This window comes from Pseudomonas sp. KH_027 (genome assembly GCF_057838565.1).
In genome coordinates this window covers 2230009-2249844 of sequence record NZ_CM174470.1, presented here as the reverse complement: position 1 = coordinate 2249844, position 19836 = coordinate 2230009, and the positions used below count along the sequence as shown (strand labels likewise).

The following is a 19836-nucleotide window of genomic DNA, read 5'->3' as shown; positions in this document are numbered from 1 at the left end:
ACTAGCAACTCGTCCCTGACGGCATGCCCGTCTCCCCTCGTCTATAGGCGCGCCGCGTGCTGGGCATGCAGCCCCTTTACGTCGACGTAGTCGTGAACGTACTGGGCGACAGGCAGCCCCCGCTCACGTCCACACTGTAGTAGTCATGTCGGCGCAGCAGGAAGTCCTCACCGAAATAGAAATCCTGCACTTCGCAGTGCGTAGCGATGCGCTCGGGAAAGCGCACCCGCAAGCGCCGCCAACGCTGTGCCCCTTCGGAACAGGGCTCGATCTCTTCGGTCACGACACCCGCCAAGGTGAATAGAAAGGGCATGGTCAATAGGACCAGCGCGCGTAACCGTTGAAGTACACCCGGGCAATAGCTCAGGCGAATGTTCCGCTTAGTGCTGCGCGCTGATCTACCTGGTGGCTGCACTGCCCTTGCTGCTCAAGGGAGCCGGGCGTTTCAGCCTGGGTGCCCTGCTGTTGCGCAACAGAGCCTGACCTGCACAAAAAGCCACTCAGCGAATGTCGTAAGTTACCTCGATGTTGCCGCGAGTAGCCTTGGAGTACAGGCATATCTGGTGCGCCGCTTCCACCAGCCGAGCCTTGTCCTCGGCCGCCAGCCCCAGGTGTAAATGGTGCTATCCAGGGAATCTGTCATCACAGAGTCTCCTTGGGGAGTACGGGATCGTGCCGGCGGGAACCGGCGTTAGGTTGCGCGCTAGGCGCGGGAGCTGAGCACCACGCCCTGCGCGCGCAGGTTTTCCAGCAAAGCCAAGCCCTGCGGTAGGATGACCGCGCCATCGACGCCGATCGCCTCGGCCAGTGCTTCCAGGTGCTGGCGGCCGGTACAGCGCCGCTCCTGCAGCGAAGCGAGCAACGCGTGGGCCAGGGGCGCCAGGCGCGAGAAATGCACCTGCAGGTCCGCGCCGCGCCGCGCCAACAGCAAGGTCGGCTCTGGCGGTGCCTCTCGCGGCAGGTAGTCAGGGCCGATTTCGCTGACCGGCCAGTGGTAGGCCAACGGCCAGGCAAGCTGCGACAGCAGAGGCACGCCATCGAGCAGATCACCATCCGGGTCATGCGCCGGCTCGCGCCTGTCGCTCAGCAACAGCGCGCCTTCCACCCATTCGTAATGGGCCAGCTCCGCCAGCCAGGGCGGCACCTCCAGGGCATCGCCCGCGCCTTCTTCGAGGTACGCGACGAACTCCCCGGCCAACTCGGTGAACAGCGGCGTGTGGCAGCGATAGTCGGCGTAGAAGGCATGGACCAGCGCCTGCCACTGTTTCGTTCCGAGGCTGGCGCGGATCACCGGGAAGCCACCCGCCAGCAGGGACTCGACATTGCCGAAGAACAGCTGCCGGTACACCGCCAGGCGCCGCGCCTCGATACCGGGCGGCGGCGCGTGGCGCTGCGGGTCGCGTACATGGCTGGCCAGGCACATCAACTGGTCGTTCAGGGATTCAGACATGGCGTACCTCTGGCAATGGCTCTGCGGCATGCTGCAACGCGCGAATCCGCTCGACTTCAGCCAGCAGTTCGCCCACGGGCGGGAAGTTGAAGTCACGTTCCAGCAGGGTCGGCAGCGCACCGAAACGCTGGTAGGCCTGTTCCAGCAGGTCCCAGACCCCGCCTTTCACCGCTGCGCCATGGGTGTCGATCTTCAGGTCCGGGGCTTCGTCGTAATGGCCGGCCACGTGCAGGCTGACTACCCTCTGCGCCGGAATCGCCGCGAGGTAGCTCGCAGTGTCGTAGCCGTGGTTGATGGCATTGACGAAGAGATTGTTGACGTCCAGCAGCAGGTCGCAATCGGCCTCCTCCAGTACCGCACGGAGGAAGTCGATCTCGCTAAGGGCCTGGTACGGCGCGGCGTAGTAGGAGATGTTCTCCACCGCGATGCGCCGACCCAGGGCGTCCTGTGCCTGGCGAATGCGCTGGGCGACATGGCGTACCGCTTCCTCGGTAAAGGGCAGCGGCAGCAGGTCGTAAAGCTGGCCATCGTCGGAGCTGTAGCTCAGGTGCTCGCTGTACAGCGCCACGCGATGGCGCTCGAGGAAGAGACGGGTGCTGCGTAGCAGGTTGCGGTCCAGCGGTGCCGGACCGCCGAGGGAAAGCGACAGGCCGTGGCAGGTCAGGGGAAAGCGCTCGGCGAGCGTCGCCAAGTGATTACCATAGGCGCCACCGACATTGATCCAGTTGTCTGGTGCGCATTCGAGAAAGTCCACGGCACCGACGTCCATCGCCAGCAGCTCAGGCACCAGCGCGCGGCGAAGGCCGAGGCCCGCGCCGCGTACGGAAGATACAGGCGTCATGGGAAACCTCCGGATAGCAGAACGCCCTCCCCGGCCAATGGCACCGGGAGGACGGAAGGTGACTGCGTCGACTCAGTCTTTGGCCTGGCTCAGGCGAGTGAACAGCTCCGTGGGCACTTTCTTGCCGTTGGACGTGTACTGGTTGCTCCTGTACTTGTAGACCTCGGCCTCGGAGAGGTAAATGTCTTTGTTGGTGTCCATTGCTTTGAATTCTTCACTACCGTTCGGGGCCACGACCAGGAGTTCCTTGAGCGAAACGCGGCCATCGTCGTCGGTGTCGGTGCGAGCGAAAGAGGCGTCGCCACACTTGCCTTCACCGCACTTGCCTTCGGCCTGGGTGGCCTTGCTGCCGGCTTCGCTGCCGCCGCATTTGCCTTCACCACACTTGCCCTCCCCGGCCTTGGCTGCGGAAGCCAGTTGGTAACCCTGGGGCAGTGCCTCCACGGCAAAGGCGGCGGATGACGCCAGGCTCATGCCACCGGCCAGGGCGATAGCGGCCAGGCCGAGGCTGGTTTTGTTCGAGATCGAGATACGGGACATGGTGCTTCTCCGGATGTTGTGCACGGCGAGGCCGTGCGAGTCTTGCCACAAGGGCGGATAAACCCTGGAGGAGGCACAAGGCGAAGCGGAAGAAACCGGGAATCCCGGAGCGACATGCGCACAAGCATCCTCCACCTCGACAGGGCAAACCTCATTCGGGCAAGGCCATTTAGCCGCAGCCATGTATCCACGATGTATCAGGTGGAAGGAGCATTTGTATGCCAATCCCCGGACGCCACGTCCGGATACACAGCGATACAAAAAGCCCGGAGCTGGCGTGCGCAGGGAACTGCGCCGAGGCGAGAAAGCCGCAGGGTGCCATTACCCACGAAGCGCGCAACGTACCTCACTCTGCACATCGGTAGCCCGGATGAAATCCATGAGGGGGTGTCAGGCTGAACCGCTGATTGCATCCGGGCTGCCGAATCCCGCGACCATCTGCGCCATGGTCACGTGGCCGCGCCCAGAAAAAGCAAAGCTCGGTAGAGATGGACTCAAAACCGAGCTTCGGGTGGAGAGTGGCCCGGTTCTAGTTCGCACCGGGCCTTGCGAGTCCCGCCGTTATTCGAGCGGGTACTTCTCACGAACCAGATGCCCAATCCCCATGCGATCGAGGATGTCCATCGGGCATAGGAAGGTGACGCGGACGGTGCCGGGTAAACGGCTGATTTCAATGGAGCCGGTGATCGTGGCGCGGTTGAGCACCTCATCGTAGGGCAACCCGGTTACCGCCGCGGCGCGCTGCAAGCCGTTCTCGGTGGCGGCGTTGAGGTTCACGCCACTACCGATGAAGGTGATCGGGCCATTGCGCTCGACTTCGTGTTGCCCCCAACGCGCGCCCAGTTCACGTACTTTCCGGCGCTGTTCGGCACTCATTGGCCGCGCCATGGGTGGCAGGTCGTCGATGTTCTGCAGCAGGATCGGGCCTTCGAGCGTGAGATTCTTGATGACCTCCACCGTCAATTCCGTTTCGCCCGAGACATCCGTGGCGTGCCCGGCGATCTCGCCATTGCCCTGCTGCGCGTGCATGTCGCCCATGTACACCCCTGCCCCGGGAACCTTGACCGGACAGATCAGAATGGCCCCCGCGCGCACCGAGTTCGTGTCCATGTGGCCATCGGTCTTGGCCGCATGCAACTCGTCATGGGTCAGGCCGTATCGATGCGGGGCTCCGACCAGGTACTGGCCGAAATCGGCGCAGTTGTGCGAGTCCGGAATGTCGCGCGCTGGCGTGGTGCCGATGTTGCCGAGGAACGGCCGCATGTGAGCGGCCAGGCCGGGAATATCAGCGCGCGCCAGTGAGAGAATCGAATGCTGCGCCGCCAGCTCCGGCAATGCGGCCATTTCTGGAGCGTTCCCCGCCAGGCGGTTGGCCACGTCCTGGTTGACAGTCAGGCTGACCTGGTTTTCCTGGTCCAACACGATCACGTAGCCATGGCTGAACTGGAAGGCGCTCACCTCCGCACCACAGTGATTGCAGCGTATCGCCTCCTCGCCAATCCCTTCGACATGGCTGGCCGGATGTTCGGTGCCGCAGGCCGAACAGAACTTGGATACGAACGGGTCACCGTGGTAGCGACCTTCGACAAATTTCATCACCCCTGAAGAGGTGGCCAGCGAGGTGACGCGCATGCGCTGGATCTTCAGCGCGACGGCATCGCCGACGTCGGCACCTTCTATCGCAACCGGTTGGGTTACCTCGTGCCCGCCCTGGAATGAAGGAGTGATCATCGGCCCCCAGCAGCCCGGCGGCGTACCGGTGATCAGGGTGCCACCATCGGACAGTGGTCCCAGCATTGGCAGGCTGGGGCCAATTATGCCGTTGGTGTAGGTCTGGACCCTGAGCCGGTCCACTGCTGGACGCTCGGATTTCATATCAGGCTGGATTCTGGTCATTTCTTACCCCTGTACCCGCATTGCGTGCGGAGTGATGCAGCTCAAGGAACAAAGCGTCCGTCGCAGCGGAGACCGTGAAGACACCTGCCCCTTGGCCATGATTGGTAACAACGTCAGCCCGACGCCCCGGCAATCAAGCGGCAGCGGCTGGCGGCGCCAGGCGGCACAAGGAGTTCATCGCAGACATGTATCCGGAATGTGTTTCACAGCGCTGGATTCGTAAGCCGATGTAGCAGGGAGGCGCACATACACAGGCGGATACAGACGGATCCACGCAGATCAATGCTTGCCGTGAAAATCCCGTCAGGCGCCAGGATGCCCTGGCGCCCCGGGGGAGGATCACTTCGACCGCCCGGCCGGAAACTGTCTGAAGTGATCGATGGTCGCCTAATCTTGAACTCGTCCGACGTGCTCGAACGCGATTGAAAGGCAGTTTCCTGCATTCTTCCTGAGGGGCTCATCATGACCAAGATCGAAAAAGTGCTGTACACCGCCAAGGTCCACACTACGGGCGGTCGCGACGGCGCATCCGTCAGCTCTGACGGGCGCCTGGACATCAAGCATTCATCCCCCGGCGGCCCTGGCAACGGGACCAATCCGGAGCAGCTCTTCGCCGCAGGCTGGTCGGCCTGTTTCATCGGGGCGATTGGTGTCGTGGCCAGCAGAATGAAGGTTACCGTGCCGAAAGACGTTGCAGTCGATGCCGAAGTGGACCTCGGCACAACCAGCAACGACTACTTCATCCAGGCACGCCTCAATGTCAGCCTGCCCGGGATGGATCGCGAAACGGCGCAGGCCGTGGTGGAGGCCGCGCATCAGGCTTGCCCGTACTCCAAGGCCACGCGAGGCAATATCTACGCCGAAGTGAAGCTGGTCTGAGCCAGGCCATCCGCGCCCCCCGGCCAAACGTCGGGGGCGCCTCGCGCCCTACCCGCCCGCTCAGACCTTCCACTCCTGCTTGCACTCCATCAGGAAGTCGATGAACGCACGCAGGCGTAGCGGAACATGGCGACCGTGGGGATACAACAGGGTGATAGGGCGAGAACGTCCGCCGAACGCCTGGAGGACCTCCACCAGGGAACCCCCCTCCAGTTCTCGCTCGACGATAAAGCGGTAGGTCTGGAACAGGCCGGCGCCGTGCTTGGCCAGGGTCACACCGCCGAGCACATCGTCCGAGCAGCAGTAGTTGCCTTCGGCCAGAATCTCCCGCTCCTTGCCGTTTTCAGTGAAGAGCCAGGAGATACGACGCCCGCTGCTGGGCAGTTCGAACTGGATGCAGTCGTGGTCGCCAAGGTCCTCCAGGGACATGGGGGTGCCAACCCTGGCTAGGTAATCCGGAGTAGCCACCACGACCAGCCGTGCCTCTTCGAGATGCCGGGCGATCAGCGTCGAGTCGGGCTGGGCGCGCACCCGGATCGCCAGGTCGTAGCCCTCCCCCACGAAGTCGATGTTCCTGTTGCTCAGATGGATATCGATCTTCACGCCCGGATGGCGCGCCCTGAAGCGAGACAAGAGTGGGAGGATGCGATAGTGGCCATAGGTTGTGGGGATGCTGATACGCAGCTCGCCGGTGGGCTCGAGCTGCTTGCCCATCACTTCACGCTCAGCCTCGATCAGTTGGGTCAGTGCCTGCCGGCACTGCTCGAAGTAGGCTCGACCGCTTTCCGTTAGGCGAATGCTGCGGGTCGTCCTCACGAACAATCGCGTGCCCAGGCGCTCCTCCAGTCGCGAAATCGACCGGCTTACCGCCGCCGGGGTAACCCCGGCCGAAAGTGCCGCGGCCGTGAAGCTGCCCTTCTCCGCGGCCAGACAGAAGAGCTCGATGCTGCCCAGTTGGATGTCATCAAAATGGCGTTTCACGACTCATTACACCGAGTATCAACTGAAGTATCCGAGACTACATATATCGGCTCCGAGAGCACAAATATAGTTAACACCATGCAGTCGATCCCGGCACCCTTCGGTCTAGCCGGCCAGGTGTAGCGATGATCCAGTCCTTTTGGAGCCGCGCCCATGAAAGCAGCAGTCGTCACTCGTTTTGGTGGCCCCGAAGTGATCGAATTCGTGGACCTGCCCACCCCGCGACCGGGGCCCGGGCAGGTGCTGATCAAGGTCTTGGCCACGCGGGTGAATCGTCTCGACCACGACATCCGCCAGGGTGACGTCGCCACCAGCGTCCCGCTTCCGCACATCCTTGGGATGGACGCCGTTGGCGAGATCGCGGAACTCGGCGTCGGCGCCGCGAACTATGCAATCGGGGACCGGGTGATCGCGATGCCCGGCTATCCCAGCAGCCCTGCCGAGTGGGGCATCCGCCCCGCTGCTACGGCACCCAGCTACACCTTGCACGGTCTGCACTGCTCGGGAACCTACGCCCAGTACATCGTCGCTCCGGAAAACTGGGTGGTTGCGGATACCTCGGGGCTGCCTCCCGAGCAGGCGGCAGCGCTGCCGGCTACGCTGCTCACGGCGATCCGCGCAGTGCAAACCGTGGGTGAAGTGAAGGCCGGCGATCGGGTGCTGGTCCATGTGGGTGCTTCCGGCATTGGCTCCATGAGCATCCAGGTCGCCAAGGTACTCGGCGCGCGCGTCGCCACCACCGTTCGCAGCGTCGCCGCTGCCGAAGTCGCGGCGCGGGTCGGGGCAGACCGGGTGATTAACACCGTCGAGGAAGACTTCGTCGACGCCATCCGGCAATGGACCCATGGACGCGGTGTGGAAGTGGCCATCGATTGCCTCGGTGGCACTGAGCTCGCCCGCACGATCGATGCCGTCCGCCCGCAGGGGATCGTCGTCACGACTGGCTACATGGCAGGCGCGCAGGTCAGTTTCGACGTACGCCGATTCCTGAATGAACAGAAGCAGATCAGGGGGGCACTGATGGCTGATATCGAGGATCTGAGAGCTTGGATGCCCCGCGTCCGCACAGGGCAGATCAAGCCCGTGGTGGACACGGTGCTTCCTCTCAGTGAAGCCGCCCATGCTCATGAGCTGGTGTCGGCAAACCGAGCCAAGGGCAGTGTCGTGCTGCTGCCCTGGTCTCACTAACCAACCCTCCAAGGAGGTTCAAGATGCCGTTCGTAAGCGTTCGTATCACCCGTGACGGGGTCACGCGGGAGCAGAAGGCCCAGGTTATCGCCGAGATCACTGACACCCTGCAGCGAGTGCTGGGCAAACGCCCCGACCTCACGCACATCGTCATCGAGGAAGTAGACACCGATAACTGGGGCTACGCCGGAATGACCACGACCGAGTACCGAAAGAACCAACCTGGCTGACATTCGTTTCAACACTCCCGCCCGGCAACCAGCCGGGTGGGAAACCAATCAACGTCCTCGATCTGCAGGTACGCATGAACATCGCTGTTGCGGTCATTTACCACAAAGGTTGCCGCGAGCTTCACCAATGCGGCATCGCGGTCGGGTGACAAGCTGGCGCCCCTTCAGCAGTTGAGCATCTTCGCCGCGCAGCACACCCTGCACTGGGTCAACCCGGGCTTGCCGCCGGGGCACAACAGTTCGACCACCGCTGAAGGACTACGCTATGCACACTGCCATGACCTCTTTCAGGCCTGGAGGGCACTTCCGTGCCACATGGCCTGAGTCGTCTCGATGCTGCGCTCGCGCCCCATCCCCGGGTAGTGCTGCTGGACGCCCCCACGCCGATCCAGAAGCTGTCCCGCCTGAGCCAGTTGCCCGATCTGAACGGCGGCAATCTCTACGTGAAGCGAGACGACCTGACGAGCCTGGGTGGTGGTGGCAACAAGCTGCGCAAATTGGAATTCCTGCTCGGCGAGGCACTGGCCGTTGGCGCCAATACCCTGGTGACCTGGGGCGGCCTGCAGTCCAATCACGCGCGATTGCCCGCTGCCACGGCCTGGCCTGGCCTGGCCTGGCCTGCGAGCTGATCCTGACCCCATCCGCCGTCCGAACCGACGATGACTATTGGCTCAACGGCAATGCCCTGCTGGACACCCTCTTCGGCGCCTCGATCCACCGGCTGCCTTTTGGTGCCGCCCCCGATGCCGATGCCGCCGGACTCGTCGACAAGCTCAAGCAACAGGGCAGGAAGCCATTCATCATGCCCCTGGGCGGCTCCAGCCCGGAAGGCTCGCTGGGCTACGCCGCGTGCGCGGGCGAGATCCTGCGAATGAGGCCGACCACCCCGCCGCAGTCAAAAATGGCAGCGCCGCCGACGTTTATCGGCGACGCTACGCAGAGGTCTTAGTGACCCGCGCTCTGACCACCATCGACGTGCAGGATTTCACCGGTGACAAAACCGGCAGAGTCCAGATAGATGATCGCCTGGGCAATGTCGCTGATCTCGCCCATGTGCCCGACCGGGTGCAACTGCCCCAGCGCTTCATGGGTTTCTACGCCGTGCATTGGGGTTTTGATGATGCCGGGGCTGACCGCGTTCACACGAATGCCGCGCTTGGCGTACTCGATGGCCAGGGATTTGGTCGCGGCGTTGAGGCCACCCTTGGTCAGCGACGCCAGGACCGACGGCACGCCGTCGACGGCGTGGTCCACCAGGCTGGTGGTGATGTTGACGACGTGGCCGCTGCCCTGTTTTTCCATCTCAGCGATTGCGAGCTGGGTAATGTAGAAGAAGCCACCCAAGTTCACTGATAGCACAGCGGCGTAGTCTTCGTGGGTGTAGGTGGTGAACGGTTTGGCGACGAAGATCCCGGCGTTGTTGACCAGGGTGTCGATACGGCCAAAACGTGCGATCGCTTCACGAATCACGCGCTCGGCGGTCGTCGGGTCGCCGATGTCGCCCGCCACGGTGAGAATGTCGGGGTCAGTGGACGGCTGGACCGAACGCGCGGTGGCAACCACCCGATAATCGAGATCACGGAAGGCCTTGACCACACCTGCGCCGATACCTTGGGATGCGCCAGTAACAACAACGACTTTTTTTGAATTGCTCATGATGAACCTCTACAAATATTGGGGGTTTGATAAAGCGATCAATCAGGCTTCGGCGGGGGCCTGTGCCATTTGCTTCAACATCTGTTCGTAGTACTCGACCGATTGCGAACCGGACACCAGGTGACGACCGTTGAGGATCATGGCCGGTACCGAATTGATGCCGCGCTCGCGGTAGAACCCTTCAAGCTCACGCACCTCGGTGGCGAACGCACCAGACGCCAGCACCTTGCGCGCACCTTCCGCATCCAGCCCTGCTTCAGCGGCCAGACGCACCAGCGTCTTACGGTCGCTCAGGTTCTGGCCGTCGGTGAAATAAGCGCGCAGCAAGCCTTTCTTGAGTGCGACCTGCCGACCATCCTGCAACGCCCAGAACAACAGTCGGTGAGCATCAAAGGTGTTGTAGAAGTGAGTGCGCTTCTCCAGATCGAACTGGAACCCGATGGCCTGGCCACGAGCGATCTGCATCGCTTTGCCGGCGGCGACTTCCTCGGCGCTGCGTCCATATTTGCGCATCAAGTGCTTGACCGCATTCTCACCGACCGCCGGCATGTCCGGGTTCAGCTCGAAGGGCTTATAGGTCAGCTCAACCGAGACTTCATCGGCCAGGTTCTCGATGGCTTGCTCCAGTGCCGTCGCACCCAAGACGCACCACGGGCACACCACATCGGAGACGAAATCGATGGTGACGGACGGCGTCATGACTGCCCCCCTTCCGCCAGTTGTTTTCGGTACTTGGTGGTGGTTATCCCGGCATAGCCCCAGTTATCGGTGTCGACTTCTTCGATCACGATGTGGGTCAGGTCGGGGCGTTTGTGGAGGACGCGTTCCAGGGTTTCAGTGATTTCGGCGATCACCTGAGCTTTCTGCTCCGAAGTGACGCCATCGCGGGTAATGCGCACGCTGACAAAAGGCATGACAACTCTCCAGTGACCTCCCATCGACATGATGGGTAGGAAGTGGAGAGGAATGTAGGACGTTGTTCTGGAGGGATAAAGACGGGCGCATGAACATCATTAGTGACGCAATGTAATGAATATGGATGGGGCGTAGATAGGGAAAGACTTTACTTTCCCAGGCAGATTCTTGTGCCTGACCCAATGCGTTCGCAGACTCTGTCCCGGGGTGTTCCTCGTGAACATTCGGGCCGCTGCGGCGGCACCCTACAGCAGACGCTCACGCCTAGGAACCGCAACGGCAACTCGTGCTGGCGCACCCTTGGCATCGATGCAGACAGGAGATGCATCGTGTCGTCGGTGCATTAATTCCTGCCGGTATGATGCCTGCGTGTTTACGAAGGCGCTGCCAGTGACGCTTGCATGCGTTCAAGGCTCAGCCCTTTGCACTCGGTGCTTGTTGAAGAAACTGAAAAATCTGCTCGCCTGCATACCACTGATCGACTGTACGGTAGGGCACGCCCAACGCCTTCCAGTCCTCCAGGCCAATCGGGTTCTAGCGAATCCCGAACATCGGTAGTCGAAATACGACCTGTTTATTAATGGGTAGAACTTTTTCGTTCAATCGAGGCAGGGGAACATTTAGGCCGGGACATTCCCGCATCGCTCTTGAACGGGCGCTCGAGGACGGATTGAGAAGGGCCGCTTCTGGCCGGTTCAGGCCTGTCGTGACCGGCAACTGTCGATCCAAAGCGGCCCCTTGCGATTGACTGCAATCGGCCAGTTCGCGTCAATTGACCAATCGGTGCGGTGCGCTTCGCTTACCAGCTCCCTACACCAATTACCCGGCAAAGCGCGAAGAACCTTAAAAAGCAGTCTGTGGGCGGGTCTTCGGGGCCATCTCAACCTAAATATTACCGATTGAAATCCGCAAATCGGTCCTTGGCGTCGAGCAGGGGGTATGCCCAGACATGCACCCAATCGGCCTTCTTGACCGGGAGATGGCAGGCGATGCATTCGGCTTTGTAGTTGGTAGTGGTCGGCTTGGTCCGGTTGGCGGCATCGAAGAGGGCCCAGCCCCAGCCGTCGCCCCACAAGCCGCTGTCCTTGAAGCGGCCCTGGGTGTCCTTGATCATCACGAACCAGCCCGCGTCCTCCTTCCAGGACGAGGAGTGCCCGGTGGTCATGTCCAGGGCGCGGGCCTTCTGCAGTTCCTTGACCAGGATGGCCCCATCCGGAAATGCCTTGGTGCGGCGGTATTGTTCAATGGAATCCGGGTCTATGTACACCTGGTGAAACTCTGCCTGGCCTCCGGCCTGGTCGCCCCCGGCCACGCTAAAGGTGCCGAGGAAGGTGAATTTGGTTCGGTAGTCCTCCGGTACCGTGATGGTGCCGTCCGGCTTGACGTACTTCTTATAGGTCTCGGAATAGGAAGGCGATTCGGCCTGGGATCCGGCTGCGATGGCGGTCAGGCCGGTTGCAACGGCGAGGGCGATCAGGCGGCGATTCATGGTCATCTCTCCTCCCTGCCGAACGCCCTGTGTGCGGCTGCGCAATAGCCACAGCCAGAAGATCCAAGCGATTCGGCAGTGTTTTCAACAATCGCTCGAATGCAAGTCATTGTCCCTCTCCTTCGTTTTGTGGTCGATGGGAACGAAAGGCGTAAGACAGCCGGTTAGACTTGTAAGCAAGTGTAGGCCAAAGCTGCAAGGCGCAATGCCGTTATCAATAGCGTTAAATAGACACCAAATGGTGCGATAACGCTTTGTCAGGCTTGGTGGATAACATTGAATCGCCCCTAGTTTCGTAGACACCTTGAAGCCTCAAACTGAGGCCCATTGAGGTCATCCCGGTTTCCCGACAGTTCTAAACTAGAGTTCGGCCGACTTGAGGGGCTGTTTCTGGCCGCGTTGGGCAAACTCGCTGGGGGTCAGATTGCCAAGTGAGCTGTGGGGTCGGAAATTGTTGTAATCCTGCCGCCAAGCTTCGATCCGATCACGGGCATCGTCAATCGATAGAAACTCGTTGGCGTTCAGGCACTCGTGGTTGGAGAGCGGCGGCGTCTATGGTTACCGCAAAATCCATGACGACCTGCGTGAGTTCGGTGAGCCCTGTGGAAGACATCGCTCGCTATCCGTTGTGCGATCCAATCATTGGCCAGTCAGCGGTTAGAAGTTTAAGTCGCCAACCAGCAGCAGGCGCAAGCTTGCCAACCGGTGCAGCCCATCAACCTCATGCAAGCGTCTGATAACGTCGGCACTGTTGCACGACATGTTTGCGCACATGCTGCAGCTTCGCCCACTCTTGCTCCTGCATTCCGGCGTGCAACATGGCCTCGCGCAATGCCTCGCTGCCAACCAGCGGTTCCAACGCCTTGGCCATCGCTGTCAGTTCGCGCAGCACGAACGGCGGTGCCAAGGTCATCTCCAGCGCCAGTGCCTCCCAGTCCTTCCTGCGCAATTGCTGGGGATGGTAATTGCCGCCAACCGAGAAGCCGAGGCTCGGGCTGAACGGCAGGACCATGGTGCAGACCAGGTCATAGGCTGGCGCCAAGCGCCAACGGCCTTGCTCGTCCTGCAACAGGGAGAGGTTCTTCGCGTGGCCATCGCTGTTGCCGGCCAGCACATTGAATATCTGCCAGCGCAGCAATTGGCGCACCTGCAAGGCCGGGGCTCGGGTGATCCTGCGCAGCAGCTCGGCGCACTGCCCAAGGCTTGGGCCACCCTCCTCCTGGTATTTGAGCCGGCGCGGCAATCCGAGTGCCTGGCACATGTCCTCCTGATGCAGACGCACGCTATTGCCGGCAGCATCCAGGCTGCGGTCATAACGGCTGACGGCCAGGTACAACCCCTTGCCTGCGCGACCTGCATGACAATTGGGCACCGGCAGGCCGACAGCCTTGGCCAAACGGTTCAGGTACAGCTCATTGAGGATGAGCCCGGGCTTGGCCGCGAACTTGATCAGATGCGATGAAGCCGAACGACCCTGCGGGAGGTACATGCCCTCCTCGCGGATAAGGACGGGCACTTTGTCCTGGGCGCCGGCCAGCGACAGGCGCGTCGCCGTCGCCCGGCCCAGTTCGAACAGCGCATAACGCTCCGTGCCTTCAGCCCAGCGCGCCAGCTGATCCTGTGCCACCGGCAGCATGCCGGCCGGCTCAGGCGCCTCGCTGCCGGCGGAGATCAGCCGCAAGGCACCGGCACACTCTCCACCAATCGCGGCCAGTAGCGAATAGTCCTCGTCCGCCACGCCCAGGCGCCGCACCAACTCCTGACGCGAACCCTCCTCGGGAAGCAGGTTGGCGAACCAGTTGTGCGCCGTGCGCTCAGCCCCTGGAAATACCGGGACCTGCAACGGCAGACTGTTCGAGATGGCCAGGGGCGGTAGCGGTGAGGCGTAGCTGAAACCCATGGTGCGGCCATCCTCCTCCAGGTGAAGCTCGCCGACCAACTGTTCGCCACGCCAGACGTGCAGCTGCCCGTTCATGGCTCACCTGCATCGCGGCGCGCGGCCAGCAGGTCAATACCCAGGGTCTGACAGACCTGCAGGACTCTACCCATGGAACAGCTTTCCCGGCCATTTTCCAGCTCACTCAAAAACCGCATGCTCACGCCGCAGAGTCCGGCCGCATCCTGCAACCGCAATGCCTGGGCCTTGCGGGCCTGGCGGATCAACACACCCAGTTCTGCAACTGTGGAAAACATCTGCGCTGTACTCATTTTCCCGATCCGTAAAAAAGAGGCTTAATGAGAGGAAGAGGCATAAAAAATCCCTATCGGGAAAAATATCTGAAAACCATGCGACTGCACAGTAAATTTTCCCGATCGGGAAAATAATGCGCAATACAGCGAGGAGAATGCCTGGGATCTGGGCAAACGCTGATGACTGGATGCGTCGCACCGGACGGTTTTTACAACCGATGATTGCCAGGGCGGGGGCTTCCCAGCCCTGGCGGTGGCTCCCGATGAGCCGCTGCGACAGTTGAATCAACTGGTTTGTCAGCGGGTTGAAAGGGAACGTGCGTAAGATGCGCCGCGTTTTACCCTGGCCCTGCCTCGTTCAAGGGCGCCTACCCTCTTCTACTGGATTACCCGCTCGATGGACACTCGCACGCTTTTCTCTTTGCCTTTGCTGGCGCTGGCCCTTGGCGGCTTCGTGGTCGGCAGCAGCGAGTTCATCATCATGGGACTGTTGCCTGAACTGGCGGCGGACCTCGACGTCAGCCTCGCTGCTGCCGGCCTGCTGGTCACCGCCTATGCGCTGGGGGTCGTGGTCGGCGCCCCATTGCTCGGCCCGCTGATGGGGCGCATGCCCAGGCACCTGGCGGTGATCCTGCTGATGGGCACCTACACCCTGGGCAACCTGGCCTGCGCGCTGGCGCCCGATTACCACTGGCTGCTGGCCGCGCGTATGCTGACGGCGATCAGCCATGCCGGGTTCTTCGGCTGCGCCACGCTGCTGGCCACGGAACTGGCGCCGCCGCATCGCCGCGCTTCGGCCATGGCCCTGGTGATCAGCGGGCTGACCATCGCCAACGTGCTCGGCGTGCCGATGGGCGCCTGGCTTGGGCAAACCACCAATTGGCGCATGGCCTTCTTCGCCGTGGCCGCGATTGGCCTACTCACTCTGCTCGCGCAAGTGTTCTGGTTGCCCGCTGGCGCCAAACCGGTGCGCCACTCGGCCGGCGCCTGGAGTGGCATCCTGCGGCGTCCGGTGCTGCATGCCCTGCTGGTCTGCAGCCTGTCCTCGGTGGCGCTGTTCAGCGTCTTCACCTTTATCAGCCCGCTGCTGCGTGATGTCACCGGCTTCACGGCGGATCAGAGCAACGGCGCGTTGCTGCTGCTGGGCATCGGCCTGACCTTGGGCAACCTGCTCGGTGGCCGACTGGCCGACAAAGGCATTCCGCATGCCGTGCCGCTGGCCCTGGGGCTCAGCGCAGTGTGCTTGCTCGGGCTCTGGGCCTTTGGCTCGCTGTCGATTCCGACTTTAGTGATAGTCCTGTTCTGGGGCATGGCCAGCTTTGCCATGTCCACGCCCCTGCAGTTGCTGCTGGTGGAACAGGCCGGTGAGTCGGCAAGCCTGGCCGCGACCCTCAGCCACGCGGCCTTCAACCTCGGCAATGCGGCGGGTGCCTGGCTCGGCGGGCTATGGCTCAGCGCCCACTTCGGGTTGCCGCATCTACCGCTGTTCGGCGCCCTCCTGCTGCTGTTCAGCATTCTCGTCGCCTGGCCCTTGCCGCGTCTGAGCAAGGCCAACCGCTGAGCGGCTCGCCAGAGGGTTCGGGGCTGGGCTGATATGCTTATTTCTAACGGCCGTCAGTTGCAGCCACCCGCCGCGTCAGACGCAGGCCCGCGATGCGCCTCTGCGGCGTGAGCCGCTTTCAATCCACCTGCGCGCACTGGCTGCCGAGCAGCAACCTTGAGCTCGTGTCGTTATTCCAGCCGTGGATCGCGTGTCGCGAGCCCGGAGCTTGACGTGGGGTGCACCATGACTCGTACGACACTCATCGAACGTTATCGGAACATCGGCATCGTCGCCCATGTCGATGCCGGAAAAACCACCACCACCGAGCGGATCCTCTTCTACACCGGGGTCAACTACAAGATGGGCGAGGTACACGACGGCGCCGCGACCATGGACTGGATGGTGCAGGAACAGGAACGCGGCATCACCATCACCTCGGCGGCGACCACGGCGTTCTGGAGCGGTTCGCGCAAGCAGTTGGACAAACACCGCATCAACATCATCGACACCCCTGGGCACGTCGATTTCACCATCGAGGTAGAACGCTCGCTGCGGGTGCTGGATGGCGCCGTGGTGGTCTTCAGCGGCGCCGATGGCGTCGAACCGCAGTCGGAAACCGTGTGGCGCCAGGCCGACAAGTACCATGTGCCACGCATCGCCTACGTCAACAAGATGGACCGTGCCGGTGCGAACTTTCTCAGTGTGGTCGCACAAATCAAGCAGCGCCTGGGTCATACGCCGGTGCCGATCCAACTGCCGATAGGCCAGGAGGAGAATTTTCACGGGCAGATCGACCTGATCAGGATGAAGGCCATCTACTGGAGCGAAGACGACCAGGGCATGACCTCGCATGAGGAGGATATTCCGTCCGAGCTGCGCGATGAAGCCGAGCAGTGGCGCGCGAACATGATCGAGGCGGCTGCCGAGGCCAACGACGAGTTGATGGACCAGTACCTGGAAAGCGGCGAGCTGAGCAACCAGCAGATCATGGCCGGGTTGCGCCAACGCACCCTGTCCTGCGAGGTGGTGCCAGCGGTCTGCGGTTCCTCGTTCAAGAACAAGGGCGTGCCGCTGGTGCTCGATGCGGTGGTCGAGCTGCTGCCGGCACCCACCGAAGTTCCTGCGATCAAGGGCGTGCACCCGGACAACCTGGAGCGTGAAGACGAGCGCCATCCCGATGACAACGAACCCTTTTCGGCGCTGGCGTTCAAGATCGCCAGCGACCCCTTCGTCGGCACCCTGACCTTCATCCGCGTCTATTCCGGAGTGCTGAACTCCGGCGATGCCGTGCTCAACTCAGTCAAGGGCAAGAAGGAACGGGTCGGCCGCATGGTGCAGATGCACGCCAATGCCCGCGCCGAGATCAAGGAGGTGCGCGCCGGCGACATCGCCGCGCTGATCGGCATGAAGGATGTCACCACCGGAGACACCCTGTGCGACCTGAACAAGCCGATCATCCTCGAACGCATGGACTTCCCCGAGCCGGTGATCTCCATCGCCGTGGAACCGAAAACCAAGGCTGACCAGGAGAAAATGGGCATCGCCCTGGGCAAGCTGGCCCAGGAGGACCCCTCGTTCCGCGTCAAGACCGATGAAGAAACCTCGCAGACCATCATCTCCGGCATGGGCGAGCTGCACCTGGACATCATCGTCGACCGCATGCGCCGCGAGTTTGGTGTCGAGGCCAACACCGGCAAACCGCAAGTGGCCTACCGCGAGGCGATCCGCAAGACCTGCGAAATCGAGGGCAAATTCGTCCGCCAGTCCGGCGGACGCGGCCAGTACGGTCACTGCTGGATACGCTTCGAGCCGGCCGACGAAGGCCAGGAAGGGCTGCAGTTCAGCAACGAAGTGGTGGGCGGCGCGATTCCGCGGGAATTCATCCCGGCCATCCAGAAAGGCATCGAGGAGCAGATGAAGAACGGCGTGCTCGCCGGCTACCCGCTGCTGGGTTTGAAGGCGGCGGTATTCGACGGCTCATTCCACGACGTGGACTCCAGCGAGATGGCTTTCAAGATCGCCGCCTCCATGGCCACCAAGCAGCTGTCGCACAAAAGCGATGCGGTGCTGCTGGAGCCGATGATGAAGCTCGAAGTGGTGACGCCCGAGGAATACATGGGCGACATCATGGGCGACCTCAACCGTCGCCGCGGCCTGATCCAAGGCATGCAAGACCGTGCCGCGAGCAAGATCGTGCGCGCCGAGGTGCCGCTGGGCGAGATGTTCGGCTATGCCACCGATATGCGCTCCATGTCCCAGGGCCGCGCCAGCTTCTCGATGGAGTTCATCCGGTATGCCCCGGCGCCGCCGAGCATCACCGACGCCATCATCAAGAAGCTCGGTTGAACCGCGCCGCACGCTGACGCTCGACGCCCGCTCAACAGTGCCTGGCTCGCCACTGAAGAAGCTGCCTGCCTGCGCCCAACAGCTCCAACGGCACGGCAGCCGCGGCTGTTGGGTGGTCGAGACTTGCGTAGTGCCGCAATAGGCTAAGCTTTTGGCAGCGAACAACAGCGTCGGCACTGGAACGTTTCCAACACGAAGTTCAGCAGTCCTGGAGCCCTCCCGACCGGCACCTCCACCGCGAACCACTTCGCGTAGAGGCTGTTCACGACCCGCGCGCGGTGCAGCGGATTGTGCGCAGCTTCTCAGGACTGATGTCATGAGCGAGCCGCTACTCAGCTTCGATGAACTCAAGCGTGCCGCCGCCAGCGGCGAGATCGACACCGTACTCGCCTGCATGGTCGACATGCAGGGGCGCCTGGTCGGCAAGCGTTTCCAGGTCGAGTTTTTCCTCGACAGCGGTCATGAGGAAACGCACTGCTGCAACTACCTGCTGGCCGACGACATCGACATGGAACCGGTGCCGGGTTACGCCGCAGCCAGTTGGAGCAAAGGCTACGGCGATTTCGTGCTGAAACCCGACATGACCACCCTGCGCCGCGTGCCGTGGCTGGAATGCACGGCGCTGGTGCTCTGCGACGTACTCGATCACCACCACCGTCAAGACCTGCCCCACAGCCCGCGGGCGATCCTGAAAAAACAGATCGAGCGCCTGCGCGAGCGTGGCTACACCGGCATGTTCGCCTCGGAACTGGAGTTCTACCTGTTCGACGAGAGCTACGCCGCGATCCACGAGCGCAACTACCACCAACCGAAAACGGCCAGCCACTACATCGAGGATTACAGCATCCTGCAGACCACCCGCGAGGAGCCGGTGCTGCGGGCGATCCGCAAGCATTTGCAGGCCTTCGGCATACCCGTGGAGAACTCCAAGGGCGAATGGGGGCCGGGCCAGGAAGAGATCAACATCCGCTATGCCGATGCCCTGACTATGGCCGACCACCACGTGATCATCAAGCACGCCTGCAAAGAGATCGCACAGCTGCAGGGCAAGGCGATCACCTTCATGGCCAAGTGGCGCTATGACCTGGCCGGCTCCAGCAGCCATATCCACAATTCGCTGTGGGACAAGAACGGCAAGAAGCCGCTGTTCTATGACCCCAAGGCCGAGTTCGGCATGTCCAAGCTGATGCGTTCCTGGGTTGCCGGCCAGCTCAAATACGCCACCGACATCACCTGTTTTCTCGCCCCCTACATCAACTCGTACAAGCGCTTCCAGGCCGGCACCTTTGCGCCGACGCGGGCGGTCTGGAGCCGCGACAATCGCACCGCGGGCTTTCGCTTGTGCGCCGAAGGCAGCAAGGCCATCCGCATCGAGTGCCGCATCGGCGGTGCCGACCTCAACCCCTACCTGGCCTTCGCGGCCCTGATCGCTGCGGGCCTGGCCGGCATCGACGAAAAGCTCGGCCTCGCCGCGCCGTTCGAGGGCGATGCCTACCTCGATGAGCAGTTGCCGCAAGTACCCAAGACCCTGCGCGATGCCTGCGCTGCACTCAAGGCCTCGACCATGTTGCGCGAAGCATTCAGTGACGAAGTGATCGACCACTATGTGCATACCGCGCAATGGGAGCAGAAAGAGTACGACCGGCGGATAACCGACTGGGAACTGCAGCGCGGCTTCGAGCGCTATTGAGG

General features: G+C 62.2%; 21 protein-coding genes and 1 pseudogene. 8 read left to right on the top strand and 14 right to left on the bottom strand.

Annotated elements, in window-relative coordinates; genetic code table 11:
* Positions 1–76: 76 nt before the first annotated feature.
* The 5 genes from AC3IYG_RS10635 to AC3IYG_RS10615 all read right to left on the bottom strand — a co-directional run bounded on the left by AC3IYG_RS10635 (position 77) and on the right by AC3IYG_RS10615 (position 4727).
* On the bottom strand, positions 77–313 hold the full coding sequence (locus AC3IYG_RS10635) for a hypothetical protein (protein WP_489313700.1): 237 nt from the start codon (positions 311–313) through the stop codon (positions 77–79).
* A gap of 390 nt (positions 314–703) precedes the next feature.
* A complete protein-coding gene (locus tag AC3IYG_RS10630; RefSeq protein WP_489313699.1) occupies positions 704–1450 on the bottom strand; it encodes an HvfC family RiPP maturation protein in 747 nt (248 codons plus the stop codon).
* Positions 1443–2291 carry an HvfB family MNIO-type RiPP peptide maturase gene (locus tag AC3IYG_RS10625; protein WP_489313698.1) on the bottom strand — a complete coding sequence of 283 codons (849 nt, stop codon included), beginning with the start codon at positions 2289–2291 and terminating at the stop codon, positions 1443–1445. The genes AC3IYG_RS10630 and AC3IYG_RS10625 overlap by 8 nt, the downstream gene beginning before the upstream one ends.
* Before the next feature lie 72 nt (positions 2292–2363).
* Complete coding sequence (locus tag AC3IYG_RS10620) at positions 2364–2831, bottom strand: HvfA family oxazolone/thioamide-modified RiPP metallophore (RefSeq protein ID WP_489313697.1); 468 nt, start codon at positions 2829–2831, stop codon at positions 2364–2366.
* A 561-nt stretch (positions 2832–3392) separates the two neighbouring features.
* A complete protein-coding gene (locus AC3IYG_RS10615) occupies positions 3393–4727 on the bottom strand; it encodes an acetamidase/formamidase family protein (protein ID WP_489313696.1) in 1335 nt (444 codons plus the stop codon).
* A 462-nt stretch (positions 4728–5189) separates the two neighbouring features.
* Between AC3IYG_RS10615 and AC3IYG_RS10610 the strand changes: the two genes are divergently transcribed.
* Entirely contained in the window at positions 5190–5606 is a 417-nt protein-coding gene (locus AC3IYG_RS10610) for an organic hydroperoxide resistance protein (RefSeq protein WP_489313695.1), read from the top strand.
* A gap of 60 nt (positions 5607–5666) precedes the next feature.
* On the opposite strand, the gene AC3IYG_RS10605 is transcribed toward AC3IYG_RS10610, so the two are convergent.
* Positions 5667–6587 (bottom strand): LysR family transcriptional regulator, encoded by a 921-nt coding sequence (locus AC3IYG_RS10605; protein WP_489313694.1) that lies wholly within the window; start codon positions 6585–6587, stop codon positions 5667–5669.
* A gap of 153 nt (positions 6588–6740) precedes the next feature.
* Between AC3IYG_RS10605 and AC3IYG_RS10600 the strand changes: the two genes are divergently transcribed.
* Complete coding sequence (locus AC3IYG_RS10600) at positions 6741–7775, top strand: quinone oxidoreductase family protein (protein ID WP_489313693.1); 1035 nt, start codon at positions 6741–6743, stop codon at positions 7773–7775.
* Between the two features lie 23 nt (positions 7776–7798).
* Positions 7799–8005 carry a tautomerase family protein gene (locus AC3IYG_RS10595; protein WP_271407487.1) on the top strand — a complete coding sequence of 69 codons (207 nt, stop codon included), beginning with the start codon at positions 7799–7801 and terminating at the stop codon, positions 8003–8005.
* 8 nt (positions 8006–8013) lie between these two features.
* Here the strand turns inward: AC3IYG_RS10595 and AC3IYG_RS10590 are convergent, their stop codons facing one another.
* Complete coding sequence (locus AC3IYG_RS10590) at positions 8014–8157, bottom strand: hypothetical protein (protein ID WP_489313692.1); 144 nt, start codon at positions 8155–8157, stop codon at positions 8014–8016.
* A 156-nt stretch (positions 8158–8313) separates the two neighbouring features.
* Here AC3IYG_RS10590 and AC3IYG_RS10585 point away from each other — a divergent pair, with 156 nt between their 5' ends.
* Entirely contained in the window at positions 8314–8634 is a 321-nt protein-coding gene (locus tag AC3IYG_RS10585) for a pyridoxal-phosphate dependent enzyme (RefSeq protein WP_489313691.1), read from the top strand.
* Positions 8635–8950: 316 nt separating this feature from the next.
* Here AC3IYG_RS10585 and AC3IYG_RS10580 read toward each other — a convergent pair whose 3' ends face one another.
* The 5 genes from AC3IYG_RS10580 to AC3IYG_RS10560 all read right to left on the bottom strand — a co-directional run bounded on the left by AC3IYG_RS10580 (position 8951) and on the right by AC3IYG_RS10560 (position 12545).
* A complete protein-coding gene (locus tag AC3IYG_RS10580) occupies positions 8951–9661 on the bottom strand; it encodes an SDR family NAD(P)-dependent oxidoreductase (RefSeq protein ID WP_489313690.1) in 711 nt (236 codons plus the stop codon).
* Positions 9662–9703: 42 nt separating this feature from the next.
* Positions 9704–10360: a DsbA family oxidoreductase gene (locus AC3IYG_RS10575; RefSeq protein ID WP_489313689.1), complete on the bottom strand. Its 657-nt coding sequence runs from the start codon at positions 10358–10360 to the stop codon at positions 9704–9706.
* Entirely contained in the window at positions 10357–10575 is a 219-nt protein-coding gene (locus AC3IYG_RS10570) for a tautomerase family protein (protein ID WP_489313688.1), read from the bottom strand. The genes AC3IYG_RS10575 and AC3IYG_RS10570 overlap by 4 nt, the downstream gene beginning before the upstream one ends.
* A gap of 893 nt (positions 10576–11468) precedes the next feature.
* A complete protein-coding gene (locus tag AC3IYG_RS10565; protein ID WP_489313687.1) occupies positions 11469–12065 on the bottom strand; it encodes a cytochrome P460 family protein in 597 nt (198 codons plus the stop codon).
* Positions 12066–12425: 360 nt separating this feature from the next.
* Positions 12426–12545 (bottom strand): integrase core domain-containing protein, encoded by a 120-nt coding sequence (locus AC3IYG_RS10560; RefSeq protein WP_489332209.1) that lies wholly within the window; start codon positions 12543–12545, stop codon positions 12426–12428.
* A 46-nt stretch (positions 12546–12591) separates the two neighbouring features.
* Here AC3IYG_RS10560 and AC3IYG_RS10555 point away from each other — a divergent pair.
* Positions 12592–12681, top strand: a pseudogene (locus AC3IYG_RS10555) (IS3 family transposase); the annotation flags it as partial.
* A gap of 105 nt (positions 12682–12786) precedes the next feature.
* Here the strand turns inward: AC3IYG_RS10555 and AC3IYG_RS10550 are convergent.
* Both AC3IYG_RS10550 and AC3IYG_RS10545 read right to left on the bottom strand, forming a co-directional pair.
* Positions 12787–14040 carry a type II toxin-antitoxin system HipA family toxin gene (locus AC3IYG_RS10550; RefSeq protein WP_489313686.1) on the bottom strand — a complete coding sequence of 418 codons (1254 nt, stop codon included), beginning with the start codon at positions 14038–14040 and terminating at the stop codon, positions 12787–12789.
* On the bottom strand, positions 14037–14273 hold the full coding sequence (locus AC3IYG_RS10545; protein ID WP_489313685.1) for a helix-turn-helix domain-containing protein: 237 nt from the start codon (positions 14271–14273) through the stop codon (positions 14037–14039). Before AC3IYG_RS10545 ends, AC3IYG_RS10550 begins: the two co-directional genes overlap by 4 nt.
* Before the next feature lie 379 nt (positions 14274–14652).
* On the opposite strand from AC3IYG_RS10545, the gene AC3IYG_RS10540 reads away from it, so the two are divergent.
* From AC3IYG_RS10540 to AC3IYG_RS10530, 3 genes are all read left to right on the top strand, one after another.
* On the top strand, positions 14653–15816 hold the full coding sequence (locus AC3IYG_RS10540) for an MFS transporter (RefSeq protein WP_489313684.1): 1164 nt from the start codon (positions 14653–14655) through the stop codon (positions 15814–15816).
* 225 nt (positions 15817–16041) lie between these two features.
* Complete coding sequence (gene fusA / locus AC3IYG_RS10535) at positions 16042–18144, top strand: elongation factor G (protein WP_489313683.1); 2103 nt, start codon at positions 16042–16044, stop codon at positions 18142–18144.
* A 316-nt stretch (positions 18145–18460) separates the two neighbouring features.
* Positions 18461–19834 (top strand): glutamine synthetase family protein, encoded by a 1374-nt coding sequence (locus AC3IYG_RS10530; protein WP_489313682.1) that lies wholly within the window; start codon positions 18461–18463, stop codon positions 19832–19834.
* Positions 19835–19836 lie beyond the last annotated feature (2 nt).

What these genes read in the sequence shown, in the direction of transcription:
- AC3IYG_RS10635 (WP_489313700.1), bottom strand. Translation starts at nt 313, where the DNA reads ATGCCCTTTCTATTCACCTTGGCGGGTGTCGTGACCGAAGAGATCGAG.
- AC3IYG_RS10630 (WP_489313699.1), bottom strand. Translation starts at nt 1,450, where the DNA reads ATGTCTGAATCCCTGAACGACCAGTTGATGTGCCTGGCCAGCCATGTA.
- AC3IYG_RS10625 (WP_489313698.1), bottom strand. Translation starts at nt 2,291, where the DNA reads ATGACGCCTGTATCTTCCGTACGCGGCGCGGGCCTCGGCCTTCGCCGC.
- AC3IYG_RS10620 (WP_489313697.1), bottom strand. Translation starts at nt 2,831, where the DNA reads ATGTCCCGTATCTCGATCTCGAACAAAACCAGCCTCGGCCTGGCCGCT.
- AC3IYG_RS10615 (WP_489313696.1), bottom strand. Translation starts at nt 4,727, where the DNA reads ATGACCAGAATCCAGCCTGATATGAAATCCGAGCGTCCAGCAGTGGAC.
- AC3IYG_RS10610 (WP_489313695.1), top strand. Translation starts at nt 5,190, where the DNA reads ATGACCAAGATCGAAAAAGTGCTGTACACCGCCAAGGTCCACACTACG.
- AC3IYG_RS10600 (WP_489313693.1), top strand. Translation starts at nt 6,741, where the DNA reads ATGAAAGCAGCAGTCGTCACTCGTTTTGGTGGCCCCGAAGTGATCGAA.
- AC3IYG_RS10595 (WP_271407487.1), top strand. Translation starts at nt 7,799, where the DNA reads ATGCCGTTCGTAAGCGTTCGTATCACCCGTGACGGGGTCACGCGGGAG.
- AC3IYG_RS10580 (WP_489313690.1), bottom strand. Translation starts at nt 9,661, where the DNA reads ATGAGCAATTCAAAAAAAGTCGTTGTTGTTACTGGCGCATCCCAAGGT.
- AC3IYG_RS10575 (WP_489313689.1), bottom strand. Translation starts at nt 10,360, where the DNA reads ATGACGCCGTCCGTCACCATCGATTTCGTCTCCGATGTGGTGTGCCCG.
- AC3IYG_RS10570 (WP_489313688.1), bottom strand. Translation starts at nt 10,575, where the DNA reads ATGCCTTTTGTCAGCGTGCGCATTACCCGCGATGGCGTCACTTCGGAG.
- AC3IYG_RS10565 (WP_489313687.1), bottom strand. Translation starts at nt 12,065, where the DNA reads ATGAATCGCCGCCTGATCGCCCTCGCCGTTGCAACCGGCCTGACCGCC.
- AC3IYG_RS10550 (WP_489313686.1), bottom strand. Translation starts at nt 14,040, where the DNA reads ATGAACGGGCAGCTGCACGTCTGGCGTGGCGAACAGTTGGTCGGCGAG.
- AC3IYG_RS10545 (WP_489313685.1), bottom strand. Translation starts at nt 14,273, where the DNA reads ATGAGTACAGCGCAGATGTTTTCCACAGTTGCAGAACTGGGTGTGTTG.
- AC3IYG_RS10540 (WP_489313684.1), top strand. Translation starts at nt 14,653, where the DNA reads ATGGACACTCGCACGCTTTTCTCTTTGCCTTTGCTGGCGCTGGCCCTT.
- fusA (WP_489313683.1), top strand. Translation starts at nt 16,042, where the DNA reads ATGACTCGTACGACACTCATCGAACGTTATCGGAACATCGGCATCGTC.
- AC3IYG_RS10530 (WP_489313682.1), top strand. Translation starts at nt 18,461, where the DNA reads ATGAGCGAGCCGCTACTCAGCTTCGATGAACTCAAGCGTGCCGCCGCC.